The organism is Ruegeria sp. G2 (assembly GCF_056533505.1).
On the sequence record NZ_JBQFON010000002.1, the window covers coordinates 156937 to 173975 of the forward strand.

Below are 17039 nucleotides of genomic sequence, written 5' to 3' on the forward strand. Positions count from 1 at the left end.
TACCAACATGAGTTCCGACACACAGGGCAACCGCCCTCTTTCCGAAGAAGAGCTTCAGGAACTGGTTGCCTCATCAGATGCAGGCGCGCGTGATCCGGCGGGAAATGTCGGGCTGTTTCTAGCGATCGTTGCGGTCTTGTGGTCGGTGTTTCAGGTCGTTCTGGCCTCTCCCTTATCGAATTACCTGCTGCCGGGCAGCGTGGTGAATAACTCTCGCCAGATACATCTGGCCTTTGCGATGTTCCTGGCCTTCTCGGCCTATCCGGCGCTTAAATCCAGCCCGCGAAACTATATCCCTGTTCAAGACTGGATTATGGGGATCGTCGGCGCATTCCTGGCGCTTTACGGTTATTTCTTCTACCAAAAGATCGTTGATGCAGGCGGCCTTGCAGACGACACCGACAAATGGTTCGCCCTTGTTGGCCTACTGCTGCTGTTTGAGGCCGCGCGTCGCGCGCTTGGCCCTGCGATGGCTATCATTGCCACGATCTTTCTCGCCTACGTCTTCTTCGGTTCCTCCGAGTGGGTGCCCGAGGTGATCCGCTGGAAAGGGGCCAGCCTGCAAAAGGCGATGAGCCATATGTGGATCACGTCCGAAGGTGTCTTTGGCATCGCGCTGGGCGTTTCAACCAAGTTCGTCTTCCTGTTCGTGCTGTTCGGCGCACTGCTGGATAAGGCGGGCGCGGGCAACTACTTCATCAAGATGGCCTTTGGCGCACTAGGACACCTGCGCGGTGGCCCGGCCAAAGCGGCTGTTGTGGGTTCGGCAGCGACCGGCCTGATCTCGGGGTCATCCATCGCAAACGTTGTGACGACCGGTACGTTCACCATCCCGCTAATGAAACGTGTAGGCTTTTCTAGCGAACAGGCAGGCTCGGTCGAGGTTGCCTCATCCGTGAACGGTCAGATTATGCCGCCCGTGATGGGCGCTGCGGCCTTCCTGATGGTGGAATATGTAGGCATCTCCTACGTTGAGGTGATCACCCATGCATTCCTGCCTGCTGCAATTTCCTACATCGCGCTGGTCTATATCGTGCATCTTGAAGCGGTGAAGCGGAACATGCCGACATTGGGCGACCGCGTTGTTTCGATGGGTCGTACGATTGGCGGCATGGCGCTGTTCTTCGTGGGCTTTGCTGGGCTGTGCTACGGCATACAGTACCCGATCAAGGCGATCGTTGCGCTTATGCCCGACGCGTCGGGGCTGGTCCTGTCGGCGCTGATTGTTCTTGCCTATCTGATCCTACTTTGGCTGGCTTCCGGAGTTGAGGACTTGGTTCCCGACGATCCTAATGCCAAAGAGGTCGAATTGCCGGTGATCGCCGAGATCTACAAGGCTGGTCTGCATTACCTGCTGCCGATCATCGTGCTGGTCTATTTCCTGATGATCGAACAGAAATCACCGGGTCTATCAGCCTTCTGGGCGACTTCGCTGCTGTTCGTGATCCTGCTGACGCAGAAGCCGCTCAAGTCGATCTTCCGGGGCGAAAGTGACACCGCGAACGCATTCAAGGCCGGTGCTACCGACCTGTGGAACGGGCTGATCGACGGCGCGCGCAACATGATCGGTATCGCTCTGGCGACCGCTACGGCGGGCGTGATCGTGGGCACCGTCACACTGACCGGTGTGGGCCAGGTGATGGCTGACCTGGTCGAGTTCCTGTCGGGTGGCAACCTGATCGCCATGCTGGCGCTGGTCGGTCTGCTGAGCCTGATCCTCGGCATGGGCCTGCCGACCACGGCGAACTATATCGTGGTCAGCTCGCTGATGGCAGGTGTGGTTGTCGAACTGGGCGCGCAGGACGGTCTGATCGTGCCGCTGATCGCGGTGCACTTGTTCGTGTTCTACTTCGGCATCATGGCTGATGTAACACCGCCAGTTGGTCTGGCGAGCTTTGCGGCCGCCGCCGTTTCGGGCGGGGATGCGATCAAGACCGGCTTCACCGCCTTCTTCTACAGCTTGCGCACCGTTGCACTGCCTTTCGTGTTCATCTTCAACACTGACCTGTTGCTGATCGATGTGGGCTGGGTACAGGGCATATTGGTGGCCGTCTCTGCGACCATTGCGATCCTGATTTTCACCGCCGGCACCATGGGCTGGTTCCTGACCAAGAACCGCATCTATGAAAGCGTTGCGCTGATCCTGATCGCCTTTGCGCTGTTCCGCCCGGATTTCTTCATGAACCGTATCGCACCGCCGTTTGCGCAGATCGAACCGGCACAGCTGACGCAGGCCGTGGGTGAGGCCGTGCCAGGTAGCACCATGCGGATCGAGGTCGCGGGCCCGGATTTTGACACCGGCAATATGACCGAAACCACCGTGGTTCTGGACATTCCGGAAGGGGCCGATGGCACAGCACGCGTTGACGCTCTGGGCCTGATGACGCTGGAAGAGGATGGTCTGGTCAAGCTTGACGAGCCGATGTTCGGTACGCCGGTCGCGGATGAGCTGGATATGTTCGACTATTATGCTGACGATGCCGTTCGCATCACCAGCATTCAGGCCCCGCAAAGCCAGCCCGCGAAAGAGCTGATCTTTATCCCGGCGCTGATCCTGTTGGGTCTTGTCGCCTTCCTCCAGCGCGGCCGCGCCGCAAAACAGGGAGAACCCGCATGACCCAAGCAATTTTGTGCGCCGTGGATATCAGCAATGGCGATCTTGATGTTGCTGTCCTAGAACGCGCCGCAGCGCTGGCCGAAATGGATGGCGCGCGGCTGGATGTCGTGACTGTGACACCTGACTATGGCGAAGGTTTCGTCAGCAGTTTCTTCGAACCCCACCACCACGAAAAGGTGATTGAAGAGGCTCATGAAAAGCTGGTCGCCCTCTGCGCCGCCACGCTGGGGGAAGAGCGCAATGCCAAGGTCCGTCATGTGGTGGCCACCGGCAGCGCCTATCAAGAGATCCTCAAAACCGCGGAAGGTGCGGGCTCGGACCTGATCGTGATCGGTGCGCATAAGCCTGATTTTAAGGATTATCTGCTTGGTCCAAATGCTGCACGGGTCGTTCGGCACTCAAATACCTCGGTTTACGTCGTGCGCTAGCTCAAGCGGACCGAAGGGGGCCGGGAAGTTGAGATTGGTTGCTTTCGACGGGGCAGCCAGTTCACTCATCAAAGGTATGGCTGCGGGTGAGTTTGACGTGATTGAAAACGGTTGCCCGACAAGTGAAAAGTTCTGTCCTTTCCTCTTGCTTTAGCCGCGTACCCGTCCGATAGGGCGATATGTTCAAAAGCCGAGCCATAACCTTCATTCTGATCACGCTGATGATCGATGCCATCGGTATCGGCATCGTGTTCCCCATCATGCCCGACCTGATGGACCGCGTTGGTGCTGGGGACACCGGGCAGGGCGCCTTTTGGGGCGGGCTGCTGATGGCGGCCTATGCCGGAGCGCTGTTCCTGTGCGGCCCCATTGTAGGCAGCATTTCGGACGCCATCGGACGCAGGCCGATCCTGATAGCCGCCTTGGTCATGCTCGCGCTGGATTACGTGATCATGGCATTGGCTGACAGTTTCTGGTTGCTTCTTCTGGGGCGCACGCTCGCAGGTTTGGCCGGGGCAACCTACATCACCGCGACGGCTTATATTGCCGACATATCCTCGCCCACTGAAAAGGCTGCAAATTTCGGTCTGATTGGAGCGGCTTTCGGGATCGGGTTTGTACTTGGGCCAGCCATCGGAGGCATTGCAGCCGAGATCAGTATCATCGCGCCGTTCTGGATCGCTGCGGTTTTATCCGCCGCGAACGCCCTGTTCGGTGTGTTTGTATTGCCCGAAAGCCTTACACCCGAAAAACGCCGCCCTTTTGGCAAGCGCGATCTGAATCCGTTCAAATCGATCTTTGACGCTTTCCGGTTTCCAGGGTTGGCGGTACCGCTGCTGTGCATTTTCATCTTTGAATTTGCCAACATGGTTTACCCAACCCTTTGGGCGTTCTGGACGCGTGAAGTTTTCGACTGGCCGACACTCTACATTGGTCTGTCGCTTGCTGCTTACGGCGTGTTGCTGGCGATTGTGCAGGGGGGATTAATGCCCCTTTTTATCAGGTGGATTGGCGATTACCGCACATTGATGCTGGGGATGATATCCGCGCTGATTGGATTGATCGGATTTGGTTTTACCGCAACGATCACCGCCCTTGTGGTCTTTCTTTTGCTGGCCGCCTTGTCTGATCTTGTGCCCGCATTGATGACGGCAATGGCCTCGAACCAGGCCGACGAAGACCGTCAGGGTGTGGTGCAGGGGGTCATCGCGTCGCTATCATCTGTTGCTGCTGTCCTGTCGCCCCTGGTGATGACCGGCCTTTTTCAGGCTTCAGTCGATGCTGAAGGCGTCTACCTTCCGGGCGCACCCTTCTTTTTCTCGGCCGTTTTGGTGTTGGCGATGATGCCTTTGGTGGTTCGTTTGCGCGGGCACGCCTCGGTCTGACAAAAAAAACGCACCCGCAGCGACCCGCGAGTGCGTTGGCTTTCGACGACTTGAATGCGCTTACTGGATTTCACCCATACAGAGATACTTCATCTCAAGGAAATCTTCGGTTCCGTATTTCGAACCCTCGCGGCCCAGACCGGACTGCTTGACACCGCCAAACGGTGCAACTTCGGTCGAGATCAGGCCGGTATTAACGCCCACCATGCCCGATTCAAGCGCCTCGGCAACGCGCCAGACCCGCGCCAAATCGCGGCTGTAGAAATACGAAGCCAGGCCGAACTCACTGTCATTGGCCATGGCAACGACGTCGTCTTCCTCTTCGAACTTGAACAGAGGGGCAACGGGGCCGAAGGTTTCATCCTTCGCGACCACCATGTCGCGGGTTACGCCGGTCAGAACGGTGGGTTCAAAGAATGTCCCGCCCAGATCCGAGCGTTTGCCACCCATCGTGACCGTCGCGCCTTTGGATACCGCGTCCGAGATGTGCTCTTCGACCTTGGCGACCGCTGCGTCGTTGATCAGCGGGCCTGTGGTGATGCCGTCGCCAAAGCCATTGCCCACATTCAGATCCTTGGTTTTCTCGGCCAGCTTGGCAGCGAATTCATCGTAGACACCTGCTTGCACATAGATGCGGTTGGCGCAAACGCAGGTCTGACCGTTGTTGCGGAACTTCGCGATCATCGCGCCGTCAACGGCGGCGTCCACATCGGCGTCGTCGAACACGATGAATGGCGCGTTGCCGCCCAGTTCCAGCGACATCTTCTTGATGGTGCCTGCCGCCTGACGCATCAGGATCTGACCTACACGGGTCGAGCCGGTAAAGGTGATCTTGGCAACCTTGTCGTTGGTGCACAGCTCATTGCCCACACCCGAGCTATCGGTGCCGGGGATCACGTTCAGCACGCCTGCCGGGATACCCGCACGTTCGCCCAGTACTGCCATCGCCAGCGCCGAAAGCGGTGTAAGAGTTGCAGGACGTGCCACAAACGTACAGCCCACGGCCAGCGCAGGGCCGACCTTGCGCGCGATCATCGCGTTGGGGAAGTTCCATGGTGTGATCGATCCCACCACGCCCACGGGCTGCTTTAGCACAACGATGCGCTTGTCACGCTGGTGGCCGGGGATCACGTCGCCGTAGATACGCTTTGCCTCTTCCGCGAACCACTCGATGAAGGACGCGCCATACAGAATTTCTCCGCGCGCTTCAGCCCAGGGTTTTCCCATCTCGGCGGTAAGGATGGTAGCAAGATCGTCAGCGTTTTCGACCATCAGATCGAACCACTTGCGCAGGATCGCGCCGCGTTCCTTACCGGTTTGCGCGGCCCATTCCTTTTTCGCTGCATAAGCCACATCAATGGTCTGCCTGGTGCCTTCGATGTCGATATCCGTCACATTGGCGATCAGATCGCCGGTGGCAGGGTTGTGAACCGGAAAGGTCGCCTCACCCTCAACCCATGCGCCGTTGATATAGGCGCGGGTTTCCAGAAGGCTGGGATCCTTCAGCTCCAGTTTCGTCACTTTGGTGTCCAGCATGATCAGGCTCCTTTAGTAGCGTCGACCGAGGCTTCGAGGATTTACATGGCCTTGGCGAAGATTTTGTCCTGTACCGTTAGTGGTGCGAGGAATCGGATTACGTTCCCATATACGCCACATGTCAGCAGGATCAATCCACGCCTCATGGCTTTCGTATACACAATCTCACCATTTCTGTGTTTGGGTCCTGTCTCCGGGCAGAGATCAAGGTCGTCACTATTGTGAGTATCCGCGTATCTGTTCAATGGCTCGGGCAGCGAAACTCCCAGACAAGGACTTGTCAATGCTTGCTTCCAATGCGGGCAACGCAGATGAGGCACTTTCTCCAATTTCACCCAAAGCAATGGCTGCTTCTTTTCTGACAAAAACCGACGGGCTGTCGAGCAGCTTGATCAACTCAGGAACTGCTGGTGCTGCATTGGCACCAAATAGCGCCAATGTTTGAGCCGCTTCACGCTGTTCCTTGGCATCCCCGCGTGACAAATCGGCTTTGAGGCTCGCTATCGTTGTACTCGGTGCAAGCGCGGCCAATCGAAGGCCTTTTTTCAAGCGATTGTTCAAATATTGCTGCGCGCCAATCCAGCGCACTATAAAGAAGTACTCGCGAACAACTTCGTTCAGAACCCGCTCATGCTTTCCCTTCTGCCATCGATCGATCATTGCCCGCGCAGAGCTCCGATCGCCATTTAAGGCCAAAACCGAGGCCGCAAATGGCATCAATTCAATTGCCTGAGGGTTCCGATCCAGTTCATGCAATATGGCCGCCTCTGCGCCGTTCAGATCATCCATTGCAAAAAGCGCAGCACCTTCAAACAACGCGTAGTGGCTGGGATACGCAGGGTCGAGACGCATTGCAGCCTGTACAAAGGCCAGTCCTTCCTCAGGTTCACCGCCCGCAATCAGGGCCCATCCCATTGTTAAATGCGCCTCTGGGTCGCTGGGTTGCAGGGCAATGGCTTTTGCGGCCTCTTGCCTGGCTTCATCCGTTCCCCGACTTACGCCCTGGGCACTGTCCCAATCCGGAAGGTTAAGACTGACTATCGCCCGGACGACGTGGATCAATGAGGTGTCCTGCTCCGTCAGTTCGCGGAAGTACTTGTAGAACAGACCAATATGCAACTGTTCGTCAGCGCCTGCGAAGCCTGTCCAATGGTGGAAAATGTGCGGTCGTAAATGTGCCAGAGCAAGAGTCGCCCAGGCACGACCATAATCAGGGTCCAACTCGACTGCGCTTTCAAAATGCGGAATTGCAGCCAGATTGTCGCGCTCATTGAAACGCGAATAAAGCTCCCAACCGCGCTGGAATGCTTCGCGTGCTTCGATGGTTTCCGTTTCTACGTTTTCGATTGCAATCCGACTTTGAGAATCGAGAGGAACATCAAGCTCCTGCGCAATCGCCAGCACAATGTTGTTTTGCAGGTCAAAAATCTCGTCAATTTCACCATCGAAACGTTCGGCCCAAATCAACCTACCGTTTACCGTGTCGGTCAGGCGGATATTGACCCGAAAACCTTCATCGGTGCGTCTAAGACTTCCATCGACGACGTAACGAACACCCAATTTTTCGGCAAAGCCTGGAACATCAATGTCGCGGTCCTGAAAAGCGAAAGAGGTATTTCCCGCGATGACAAATAAACCGGAAATGCGGGATAAATCCGTAATCAGGTCCTCAGAAACGCCGTCTATCAGCATCTTGTTGGACGGGTCGCTGGTAAAATTTGTCAACGGAAGCACGGCAATTGATGGCAAGTCTGGTAGCGGGTAGGCCAATTGTGCTTCTGAGGCGCGCAGTTGCCCCTTTTTCCAGGTCATTGCCCCGAAATACCCCATCAATATCAGCACAGCCATAACCGCAGCCAACTTAAGAAACCGTGACGCATTTTTCGCTTTCGGTTTTGTCAGAAAGGGTGCCGCATCAGTATCTATTAAGAAAGCCTCAACCGGTTCTGCGATGTTCTTGACTGATTGCGGACCAATTGACGCAAAACTGAAAGGAACCTTGTTGCGGGCATATTCAACGATCGACTGCGACGCGATAATTCCACCCGGTTCCGCCAATGCCTCAAGTCGCGCGGCCACGTTGACGCCGTCGCCCAATATGTCATTCGCGTTCGAGACCACATCACCGACATTCAATCCGATCCGAAAAACGATTGCGCGGTCAGGTTCGATATCTGAGTTTCTTTTCAAAAGTTCCGATTGTATCTCGACCGCCGCACGCACCGCATCGACCGCGCTGTGGAATTCGATCAGAAAGCTGTCACCCGCCGTGTTCGCAATGCGCCCCGAATGCCCTGAGACCAATGGCTCTATGACTTCGGCACGGATCAAACGCAGCTTGTCTATGGTGCCTTCTTCGTCCAAGCCGATCAGTCTTGAATAGCCTGCGATATCGGCGGCTAAAATAGCTGCTAATCGACGATTTGGTCGGCTTTCCATAATTTCTCAGCCTATCATTTGGGCATTTTTCTGGGAAATGGTTTTCACGGCAGAGCATTTTACGCTCACATTTGAATGCTGCGCGCCAGCTATCTGGATTGAGATGAAGGTCTCAGGCCGTTGAATTTGGGCGATAGATGCCGTCCAAGAAGTGATAAACTGAACGTCAACTCTGCCCGCCAGACGATCGATGGTCGTTGCTGGTTTTTATCAGCAGCAGGCGTCGGCAGTCCTGCGGGCTAACGCCCCTTTGCCCTCAAAAAAGAAAAACCCCGCTGATGGCGCAGCGGGGTTTAATCGACTTTCGAAATTGTGCAGCCTCAGCCTTTTTTCAGAACCTCACGGCCCAGCAATTCTGCAATCTGAACTGCGTTCAACGCTGCGCCTTTGCGCAGATTGTCGGACACGCACCACAGGTTCAGGCCGTTCTCGATGGTCGAGTCTTGGCGGATACGGCTGATGAAGGTGGCGAAGTCGCCCGCGCATTCGATGGGCGAGACGTAGCCGCCCGCTTCACGCTTGTCGATCACCATGATGCCCGGCGCTTCGCGTAGGATGTCGCGGGCTTCGTCTTCGTCCAGGAATTCCTCGAACTCGATATTTACGGCCTCAGAGTGGCCAACAAAGACCGGAACGCGAACACAGGTTGCGGTGACCTTGATCGACGGATCGACGATCTTTTTGGTCTCGACAACCATTTTCCACTCTTCCTTGGTTGAACCGTCTTCCATGAAGACGTCGATCTGCGGAATCACGTTGAAAGCGATCTGCTTCTGGAACTTCTTCGGCTCAACTTCGGTCGTCGGGTTGTAGATGGCCTTGGTCTGATCCCAAAGCTCATCCATGCCTTCCTTACCGGCACCCGACACTGATTGATATGTCGAGACAACCACGCGCTTAATGCGTGCACGGTCATGCAGCGGCTTCAGCGCGACGACCATCTGCGCGGTCGAGCAGTTGGGATTGGCGATGATGTTCTTGTTCTTGTAGTCGTGGATCGCCTCGGGATTACATTCTGGCACGATCAGCGGAATCTCCGGGTCATAGCGATAAAGCGACGAGTTATCGATCACCACGCAGCCAGCCGCCGCCGCCTTGGGGGCGTATACCTTGGTTGCCTCGGAACCCACGGCAAACAGCGCCATGTCCCAGCCGGTGAAATCGAAAGTATCCAGGTCCTTGGTCGTGAGTGTCGTGTCGCCAAAGCTAACCTCGGTACCCAGTGAACGACGGCTTGCCAGTGCGGCAAGTTCATCGACGGGGAACTGGCGTTCCGCCAGGATGTTCAGCATTTCGCGGCCCACATTTCCTGTGGCGCCGACGACTACGACGCGATAGCCCATTTCATGTCTCCAAAGTTAAGGACGCGCGTTCATAGCCGCGTTGCGGCAAAGAAAAAAGAGGCGTTTCGGCTTATTTCACCCCGTCACACCGATTTGACACAGTTCAATACCGTTCAGGGTTGTTTCAGCAAGGATCGACAAACCTCGACAATTGCCTGCGCCTCGCCTTCGATTCGAAATTCTGTTCGACATGGGTGCACGCGGCGTGTTCCGCGGTGGTTAATGCGGCGCGGTCATGCAGCATATCTTCCGGCGCACTGGCCATCGCCTCAAGCGAGGTCAGGCCAAATCCTTCGTGCCGCGCGGGGCCACGAACAGATCGAGCGCGCGATAGGTCTCGACAATCTCATCCCAGGGGTGTTCGCCCAGAAAATGAACTCGGTCTCCAAGCCCGGCGTCCTGCAATTTTTGTTTCTGCTAGGCTTCGAACGCTTTGGTGGTGCAGATGCCGATCATCTTTTCACCTATCGGCAGCAGCCGGATAACCGTAGTCGTCACACCTGACGGGGAAAGTTTCAATTTGAGCGCAACTACTTCGATGTCCCGCACGGGTGGGCTCCGGTTTCAGTCCACGCTGTCCCGACTGAACAGATAGATCACGCAACCAATGGCAAGGGTGGCGGCGAAAAAGCCGAAGATTGCGGTATAGGGCGCCGAGGGGCTGATCGTGGCGCTGGCCGCATGGATGCGCCCGGTGGCAAATTGCGCTAACCCGACACCGCCGATGCCGAAGAGGTTCAGCAGGGTGACACCACGCCCGACCAGATGCGCTGGAATGAAGGCGCGACCATGCGCCATGATGACCGGAAAACTGGCGCCCAGAAAGCCGATGACCGCAAGCAGCAAGACCGAGAGCCAGACGTCCCCGTCAATCCAAAGGCACAGCAGTCCTAAAGTTGCTGCGCCCAGGGCGTTGCCACCGAAGATCACCCATTTGCGGGTCTTAAGGATGCGGTCCAAAGGCCCATAGGCAAAGGTGCCCGCAATCATCGCGGCACCCATGATCAGCGTTGCCTGCCCGATCTGAGTAGTGCTGAGGTCAAATACATCGCGCAGATAAGGCCCTGCCCAGAGACCGCGCAACGCCGCAGAGGGCGCATAGGCCACCAGCATAAGTGGCAGGATGGTCCAGAGGGCGGGCTCTTTCAGCAGGTCCAGAACCGATCCTTTGTGTTCGGTCTCGACCTTATTGGGATCATGCACCGTCAGCCAGATCCCTGCAGCCACCACGCCCGAAATGATCGCTAAACCACCCAATGTCGCCCGCCACCCCATAAGCTCAACCGCGAGAGCCGTTGGGTAAGAGGCCACCAGATTGCCGACTGACCCAACGCCCAGCATTACCGCGGCGAGCGTGGCGAATTTGGCAGGTGGAAATTCTCTGGCAAAGATATAATAGGACGCCATCAGGACAGGGGAACAGCCAACCCCGATCAGCGCCATGGCCAGCGCAACATGAAACGGAGTGGTTGCAATGGCGAACAGGCCAGCCCCGCCTGCGCCGCCAATCAGCAACAGCATCGCAGAGCTGCGCCTTGGGCCGACACGATCCAGAGCCCAGCCCACCGGGATTTGCATAGCGGCAAAAACCAGAAACCAAAGCCCCGACGCAAATGCCAGGTCTTCCGGCGTGGCCCCGATGTCTCTGCCCAGATCGGTGGTCAGCACGGCCAGGAATGCGCGAAAAAACTGGCTGAGGACATAAGCCAGACATAACACCATCAAGCCTGCCTGCATCTGCTGCCTCTTTTGCCCGTATACCCTGCCGAGATGCTTTGCACGTTGTGCGGGCTTGCACAAGCGCTCGGGGTAGCGCGAAAGGGGCAGACATCCTTCACATTTGGGCTATCTTGAAAGCAGTTTTGGGAATTTCAGAGAGTGTTATGCCCCCTTCAGACTCTTTATTTTATGACTCAGTCCCTATTTCAGACAGCTTCCTGCGACTGAGCGATCCGGTGCAGTTTACACCTTTGCCTGATACGTGGGTTTTGGGAGTCGCGGATATCGTGGACTCGACCGGAGAGATCGAGCGTGGCCGTTACAAAACCGTCAACATGGTTGGTGCTGCGGTTATTTCAGGCATGATCAACGCGCTGGGTAGTCGCGTATTTCCCTATGTCTTTGGCGGCGATGGGGCCGGCTTTGCAGTGCCGGGCGAAGATGCCGAGATCGCGCGCGAAACGTTAGCGGCTTTGCAGAGTTGGGCCGAAACAGAATTTGCCATCACTTTGCGCGCAGGGCTGGTTTCAGTGGCTGACATCCGCGCTGCTGGGCGCGATCTTCGTGTTGCCCGCTATGCGCCCTCTACTGGTGTTGACTATGCGATGTTTACAGGCGGTGGATTGGCCTGGGCCGAGGCGCAGATGAAATCCGGGCGCGTCGCCATTCCACCGGCTGGGCCTGACGCGCAGCCTGACCTGACGGGCCTGTCTTGCCGCTGGTCCAACAGTCCGGCCCGCCACGGTCAGATCGTATCTCTGGTAATTCAGCCAACATTAGAGTCTAGCGAGGCCGATTTCGCGGCTTTGAGCCAATCCGTTTTATCGATCGCCGAAGGGTTGGACCGGGCCGGTCATCCGGTTCCCCAAAAGGGACCACCGATGAGCTTTCCTCCGCCAGGTGTTGATATCGATGCCCATGTCTCACGCGCTGGGCGCAATCTGCTGGTTCAGAAGATACGGCTGATGATCGAAAATATGCTGATCGGGCTGTTGTTCAAAACTGGTGTAAGATTGGGGCAGTTCGAACCCAATCACTATAAAGAAATGGTCAGCCGCAACGCGGATTTTCGCAAATTTGATGACGGATTGAAGATGACGTTGGATTGCGACCCATCCACGTTGGAGCAGATCACCCGGATGCTGGAAGACGCTCAGGCACGCGGTAATATCCGATACGGCCTGCATTCTCAGCAAGAGGCGATGATGACCTGCTTTGTGCCCTCAGCGATGAGCGATGACCATGTGCACTTTGTTGACGGTGCCTCAGGCGGCTACGCGCAGGCCGCAGCTGTGATGCGGGCCTAAAGGCTGCGCGCGATTTCTGTAATCACGTCATATGCCATCAAAACATCGCTCTCGGTGGTTTCGAACTGCCCAGCCTGAAAGCGGATGACCAAATCACCGTCAACGCGGGTCTGGGTCAGATAAATCCGCCCGTCATCATTAATCGCATTCACCAGCCGCAAGTTCAGGTCGTCCAGGTCGATGGCGCCCTGCGGCTCATATCGGAAGGTCCACAGCGACCACATTGGCGGTGTGACGATCCGAAAGTCCGGCTCAGCTGCCAGTCGATCATGCAGCGCGACCGACCAGTTGACATGATTGCGCAGCCGTTCACGCAGCCCCTCTAGCCCGTAGGTTCGGATGACAAACCACAGCTTTAATGCCCTGAACCGACGGCCCAGTGGTACCGACCATTCCGAGTAGTTGATGATTCCGTCTTTCCCATGGGTTTTTAGGTACTCTGGGCTGATCGCTAACGTGCGGACCAAATCATCGGGGTTCTTCAAGAAATGTGCGCAGCAATCGAACTGGACACCTAGCCATTTATGCGGATTGAAGACGATGCTGTCAGCTTGTTCGATGCCCGGCCAGTATTTGCGATATTCGGGACAGATCATAGCAGAGCCGGCCCAGGCAGCGTCGACGTGCGAATAGAGCCCGTATTTACGCGCAATCTCAAGGCAGCGATCCACCGGATCAGTCGCCCCGGTTCCTGTTCCACCAACGCAAAGGATCACACCAGCCGGCTGTAAACCAGAGTCTAAATCGGACTGAATCGCTGCTTCAAGCGCGTTTGGATCGATCCCACGCCAATCACCTTGAACTGGGATGCGCACAAGATTGTCTTGTCCGATCCCCGAAACCCAAATGGCGCGGTCGATTGAGGTATGTACTTCGGACGAGCAATAAACACGCAGTGGCTTTTGGCCAAAAAGACCCTGGCTGTTTCCCTGCCAGTTCATTGCCTTTTCGCGCATGGTCAACACAGCCGCTAGCGTCGCCGAAGAGGCGGAATCCTGTATGACCCCGGCAAATCCTTCAGGCAGGTCCAGCGCCTCGCGCAGCCAATCCATCATCCGCGTTTCCATTTCGGTCGCGGCGGGAGAGGTCTGCCACAGCATACATTGCGGCGCGATGGCACTGGCCAGGAATTCAGCCAGCACCGACGGCGCCGACGCGTTCGAGTTGAAATAGGCGAAGAATCGGGGGTGCTGCCAATGGGTGATACCGGGCATCACGATCTGTTCAAAATCGCGAAAAATACTTTCGATTGCTTCACCATGCTCGGGCGGATGGGTGGGTAGGGCGTTCAGAATATCGCCAGGCTCAGTTCTTGCACGAACGGGCTTGTCGCCAACGGTCAGGTGATAATCTTGTGTCCAATCAGCGATTTTTTTGCCCCATACGGAAAATTCGTCCCAATTCATTGCGGTCTCCTTGCGGCTAATCTGATCTGCCTACTGAATAATCACTTCGACTCACTATTAATGAACAAGTTAATTAAAATCCAGCCCTGCAAGTTTGCGTGAACTTAGCAACCTATTGCGAAACAAAGGGAGTCGCGTCAAAATTAACCATGACGAATAGTTTGCCGTTGACGTCTCGATCACTGCCGATTGCCTTGTTGCGTGCGCGTGAAAGGGTGATGGGGCCGATACGTGGTGTTTTAGCTGACGCAGGGGTAACTGAACAACAATGGCGCGTTCTGCGCGTCTTGCAAGAAGAAGGTCCGCAAGAACCCACGCAGATCTCAGAACGCGCTTGTTTGTTGCTTCCCAGCCTGACTCGGATTCTGAAAAAGCTGGAAGATAAAAAGTTGATCAAACGGCAGGCCGTCGAAAAAGATCGTCGTCGCCAGGTCGTCGAAATCACCAAAGAAGGAATGCAGATCATTCACGCCAACTTGCCGGAAATGTTGCGGTTGGCGGCACAAACGCGCGAATTGATGGGGGCTGAGCAACACGAAACACTGCTGAATCTTTTGAGCGAACTACACGAATTTAAAAGCTAATTACTCAAGTTGGATAGACTCTAAACAATGGTTGTTTGTTTGTTTTTGGGGCAGCAATTCCTGCATCGGTTCCTGAGCTTGTACAATATCGATTGCCCGCGTCGTTCTAGCGTCGTAGCTTGAAGGTCACTTGGAACAAACGGTCTGACAAAGATGGATGGGCCCAAGCCGCAAAAACCGGCACAGCCTAAAGAATTCGCCACGCAGGATTTGAGCGAGCGCGTAGGAGCGCGCGTGCGGAAGGCCAGGCAAATGCGCGGCATTCCGCGCCGGGTTTTATCGGAAAGCTCGGGTGTTTCGCCCCGGTATCTGGCGCAACTCGAAGCTGGTGAGGGCAATATCTCGATCGGAGTACTGCATCGGATTGCGCAGGCGCTGGATTACAAGGCCGAATGGCTGATCGGCGAAGAAGATCCCTGGGATTCGGATGATTTGCAGATGCTCGAACTGTTCCGGCAGGCCAGCGATGACGTCAAAGACAACGTCATGAGGGCACTGTGTCCCGATCCTGCTGAGAATGCTCGGGCACAGCGGGTTTGTCTTATCGGTTTACGTGGCGCGGGGAAATCAACGCTGGGTGCTCTACTTGGCGCTGCGCTTAAGCTGCCCTTTGTGGAACTGACGGCTCAGATCGAAGAAATGTCGGGGATGCCATTGGCTGAAGTCATGGCCTTCTACGGGCAAGAGGGATATCGCAACCTCGAAGCGCAAGCGTTGGACCGGGTCATTGCCGCCGATGATCGAATGGTTCTTGCTGTTGCTGGTGGCATCGTTTCAGAGCCTTCGACCTATACGACATTGCTGAGCCGGTTTCACACCGTCTGGCTTCGGGCCACACCCACCGAGCATATGGAAAGGGTGCGCGCGCAAGGCGACGAACGTCCCATGGCAGGAAATCCAAAAGCAATGGAGCAGCTCAAGTGCATACTCGCCAGTCGCGAGGCATTGTACGGGCGTGCGAACGCTCAGCTGAATACAACCGGGCGGACCGAGAATGAGTCGATTAGAGATCTGATGGAGCTTGTCGAAGAACATGGGTTCTTGAGGTAATACAGGCTCTATTTAGGGTCTTTCAGCCAGTTTCCAGCGAATTCTATGGTGTCTAGATCAGCGAATCGTCGAACCCGGTCAAGTTCTGCCTCCAGCCGTCGGGTTCTTGCATCGGACCAGCGGACGGATTGCTCGGGCCACATTGCCCGAACATGCAGATTGCCTTGACTACGGTGTGCCTTCATGTCGATACGGCCGATCATGCGGTTCCCCTCCATCAAGGGGAAGACGTAGTATCCGTAAATGCGCTTGGGCTCGGGGACGAACACTTCGATGCGATAATGAAACCCAAATAGGCGTTCCGCGCGTTTACGATCGCGCAACATGGGATCAAAAGGACTAAGAACCCTGATCCGACCGGGCGCTTCTGGCAGCGCTGCCACCTGTTCGGATATTTCGGGCCGTGCAAAGACTTTGCGGTCATTCCCATCCGCACACTCTACGAATACTTCTGCAATTATTCCCTTTGTCAGAGCCTGATCACACCACGCCTTTGCCTCGCCGGCGCTGACGGTATCCCAAAATGCAGCCAACTCTCCTGACGTGGCAAAGCCCAGCCGGTCGAGTGCCGCGTTACAAAGCCAATCCACGGTTGCATCTACGTCGCACGCTATGCTGCCGGGGCAAAGTTGGGTGTCGATAACCCGCTCCGTCAGATCATAGCGTTTCTGAAACCCCTCACGACCGATTACAGTCAGCGCCCCGGATCGCCAAAGGTATTCCAGCGCTGTTTTTGACGGATGCCAATCCCACCAACCACCAGACCCCTTTTTTTCACCCTTGCCCACATCAGATGATCCGACGGGACCATGATCGCGAATGTGCTGAAGAACAGTTTCGAATCTCTGTTCAAAGCCATCACGTCGCCAGTTCTTCCATCGGGCTTTCAGCATTTCGGCATCGCGAAGGAACCGCAGGTGCCAATGGCGATAGAAATCCATCGGGATAACGGCAGCGTCATGGGTCCAGTGTTCGAACAGCGCCTGATCACGCTCGTAAAGTCGCTTGAGGTTGCGCGGGCGATAGCTTGGTCGCCGCGCATACAGGATCATATCATGGGCGCGCGCGACCGTGTTGATGCTGTCGAGCTGCACAAACCCCAGGCGGTGGATCAATCGCAACAGATCCTCACCTTTAGAACCGCCTGCCGGCTGCTCCAGCAACGCGTGGCGATCCATGAACATTTTCCGCGCTTGGCGGTTGTTCAGGCGTTGCAGGGTCATGG

At 56.1% G+C, this 17039-nt stretch carries 14 protein-coding genes; 6 read left to right on the plus strand and 8 right to left on the minus strand.

The features are described 5' to 3' along the window. Positions 1–7: 7 nt before the first annotated feature. The 3 genes from ACR0DU_RS05420 (at position 8) to ACR0DU_RS05430 (ending at position 4430) form a co-directional block, all read left to right on the plus strand. A complete protein-coding gene (locus ACR0DU_RS05420; RefSeq protein WP_480872893.1) occupies positions 8–2617 on the plus strand; it encodes a TRAP transporter permease in 2610 nt (869 codons plus the stop codon). Further along, the gene (locus ACR0DU_RS05425) at positions 2614–3045 is read left to right on the plus strand and encodes a universal stress protein (protein WP_480456924.1); all 432 of its coding nucleotides are present in this window, start codon (positions 2614–2616) and stop codon (positions 3043–3045) included. Before ACR0DU_RS05420 ends, ACR0DU_RS05425 begins: the two co-directional genes overlap by 4 nt. A gap of 179 nt (positions 3046–3224) precedes the next feature. Further along, positions 3225–4430, plus strand: coding sequence for an MFS transporter (locus ACR0DU_RS05430; RefSeq protein WP_480872895.1), 1206 nt, complete (start codon positions 3225–3227; stop codon positions 4428–4430). Positions 4431–4490: 60 nt separating this feature from the next. Here the strand turns inward: ACR0DU_RS05430 and ACR0DU_RS05435 are convergent, their stop codons facing one another. From ACR0DU_RS05435 to ACR0DU_RS05460, 6 genes are all read right to left on the minus strand, one after another. Then, positions 4491–5966 carry an NAD-dependent succinate-semialdehyde dehydrogenase gene (locus ACR0DU_RS05435; RefSeq protein WP_010443040.1) on the minus strand — a complete coding sequence of 492 codons (1476 nt, stop codon included), beginning with the start codon at positions 5964–5966 and terminating at the stop codon, positions 4491–4493. A 216-nt stretch (positions 5967–6182) separates the two neighbouring features. Next, complete coding sequence (locus ACR0DU_RS05440; protein ID WP_480872897.1) at positions 6183–8405, minus strand: HEAT repeat domain-containing protein; 2223 nt, start codon at positions 8403–8405, stop codon at positions 6183–6185. 320 nt (positions 8406–8725) lie between these two features. After that, the gene (locus ACR0DU_RS05445) at positions 8726–9748 is read right to left on the minus strand and encodes an aspartate-semialdehyde dehydrogenase (RefSeq protein WP_480872899.1); all 1023 of its coding nucleotides are present in this window, start codon (positions 9746–9748) and stop codon (positions 8726–8728) included. Between the two features lie 279 nt (positions 9749–10027). After that, positions 10028–10153 (minus strand): hypothetical protein, encoded by a 126-nt coding sequence (locus tag ACR0DU_RS05450; protein WP_010443044.1) that lies wholly within the window; start codon positions 10151–10153, stop codon positions 10028–10030. Between the two features lie 12 nt (positions 10154–10165). Further along, positions 10166–10297, minus strand: a complete 132-nt coding sequence (locus ACR0DU_RS05455) for a hypothetical protein (RefSeq protein WP_480872901.1) — start codon at positions 10295–10297, stop codon at positions 10166–10168. Between the two features lie 15 nt (positions 10298–10312). Further along, the gene (locus ACR0DU_RS05460) at positions 10313–11485 is read right to left on the minus strand and encodes an MFS transporter (protein WP_480872902.1); all 1173 of its coding nucleotides are present in this window, start codon (positions 11483–11485) and stop codon (positions 10313–10315) included. A gap of 146 nt (positions 11486–11631) precedes the next feature. On the opposite strand from ACR0DU_RS05460, the gene ACR0DU_RS05465 reads away from it, so the two are divergent. Next, positions 11632–12774 carry a DUF3095 domain-containing protein gene (locus ACR0DU_RS05465; RefSeq protein WP_480872904.1) on the plus strand — a complete coding sequence of 381 codons (1143 nt, stop codon included), beginning with the start codon at positions 11632–11634 and terminating at the stop codon, positions 12772–12774. Here the strand turns inward: ACR0DU_RS05465 and ACR0DU_RS05470 are convergent. Then, positions 12771–14180: a pyridoxal phosphate-dependent decarboxylase family protein gene (locus tag ACR0DU_RS05470; RefSeq protein ID WP_480872906.1), complete on the minus strand. Its 1410-nt coding sequence runs from the start codon at positions 14178–14180 to the stop codon at positions 12771–12773. The two genes, ACR0DU_RS05465 and ACR0DU_RS05470, sit on opposite strands and share 4 nt — an antisense overlap. A gap of 149 nt (positions 14181–14329) precedes the next feature. Between ACR0DU_RS05470 and hpaR the strand changes: the two genes are divergently transcribed. Both hpaR and ACR0DU_RS05480 read left to right on the plus strand, forming a co-directional pair. Continuing rightward, complete coding sequence (hpaR, locus tag ACR0DU_RS05475) at positions 14330–14764, plus strand: homoprotocatechuate degradation operon regulator HpaR (RefSeq protein WP_480873292.1); 435 nt, start codon at positions 14330–14332, stop codon at positions 14762–14764. Positions 14765–14917: 153 nt separating this feature from the next. After that, positions 14918–15814: a helix-turn-helix transcriptional regulator gene (locus ACR0DU_RS05480; RefSeq protein ID WP_480872908.1), complete on the plus strand. Its 897-nt coding sequence runs from the start codon at positions 14918–14920 to the stop codon at positions 15812–15814. Positions 15815–15822: 8 nt separating this feature from the next. Here the strand turns inward: ACR0DU_RS05480 and ACR0DU_RS05485 are convergent, their stop codons facing one another. Then, positions 15823–17037, minus strand: a complete 1215-nt coding sequence (locus ACR0DU_RS05485) for a winged helix-turn-helix domain-containing protein (RefSeq protein WP_480872910.1) — start codon at positions 17035–17037, stop codon at positions 15823–15825. Positions 17038–17039: the final 2 nt, after the last annotated feature.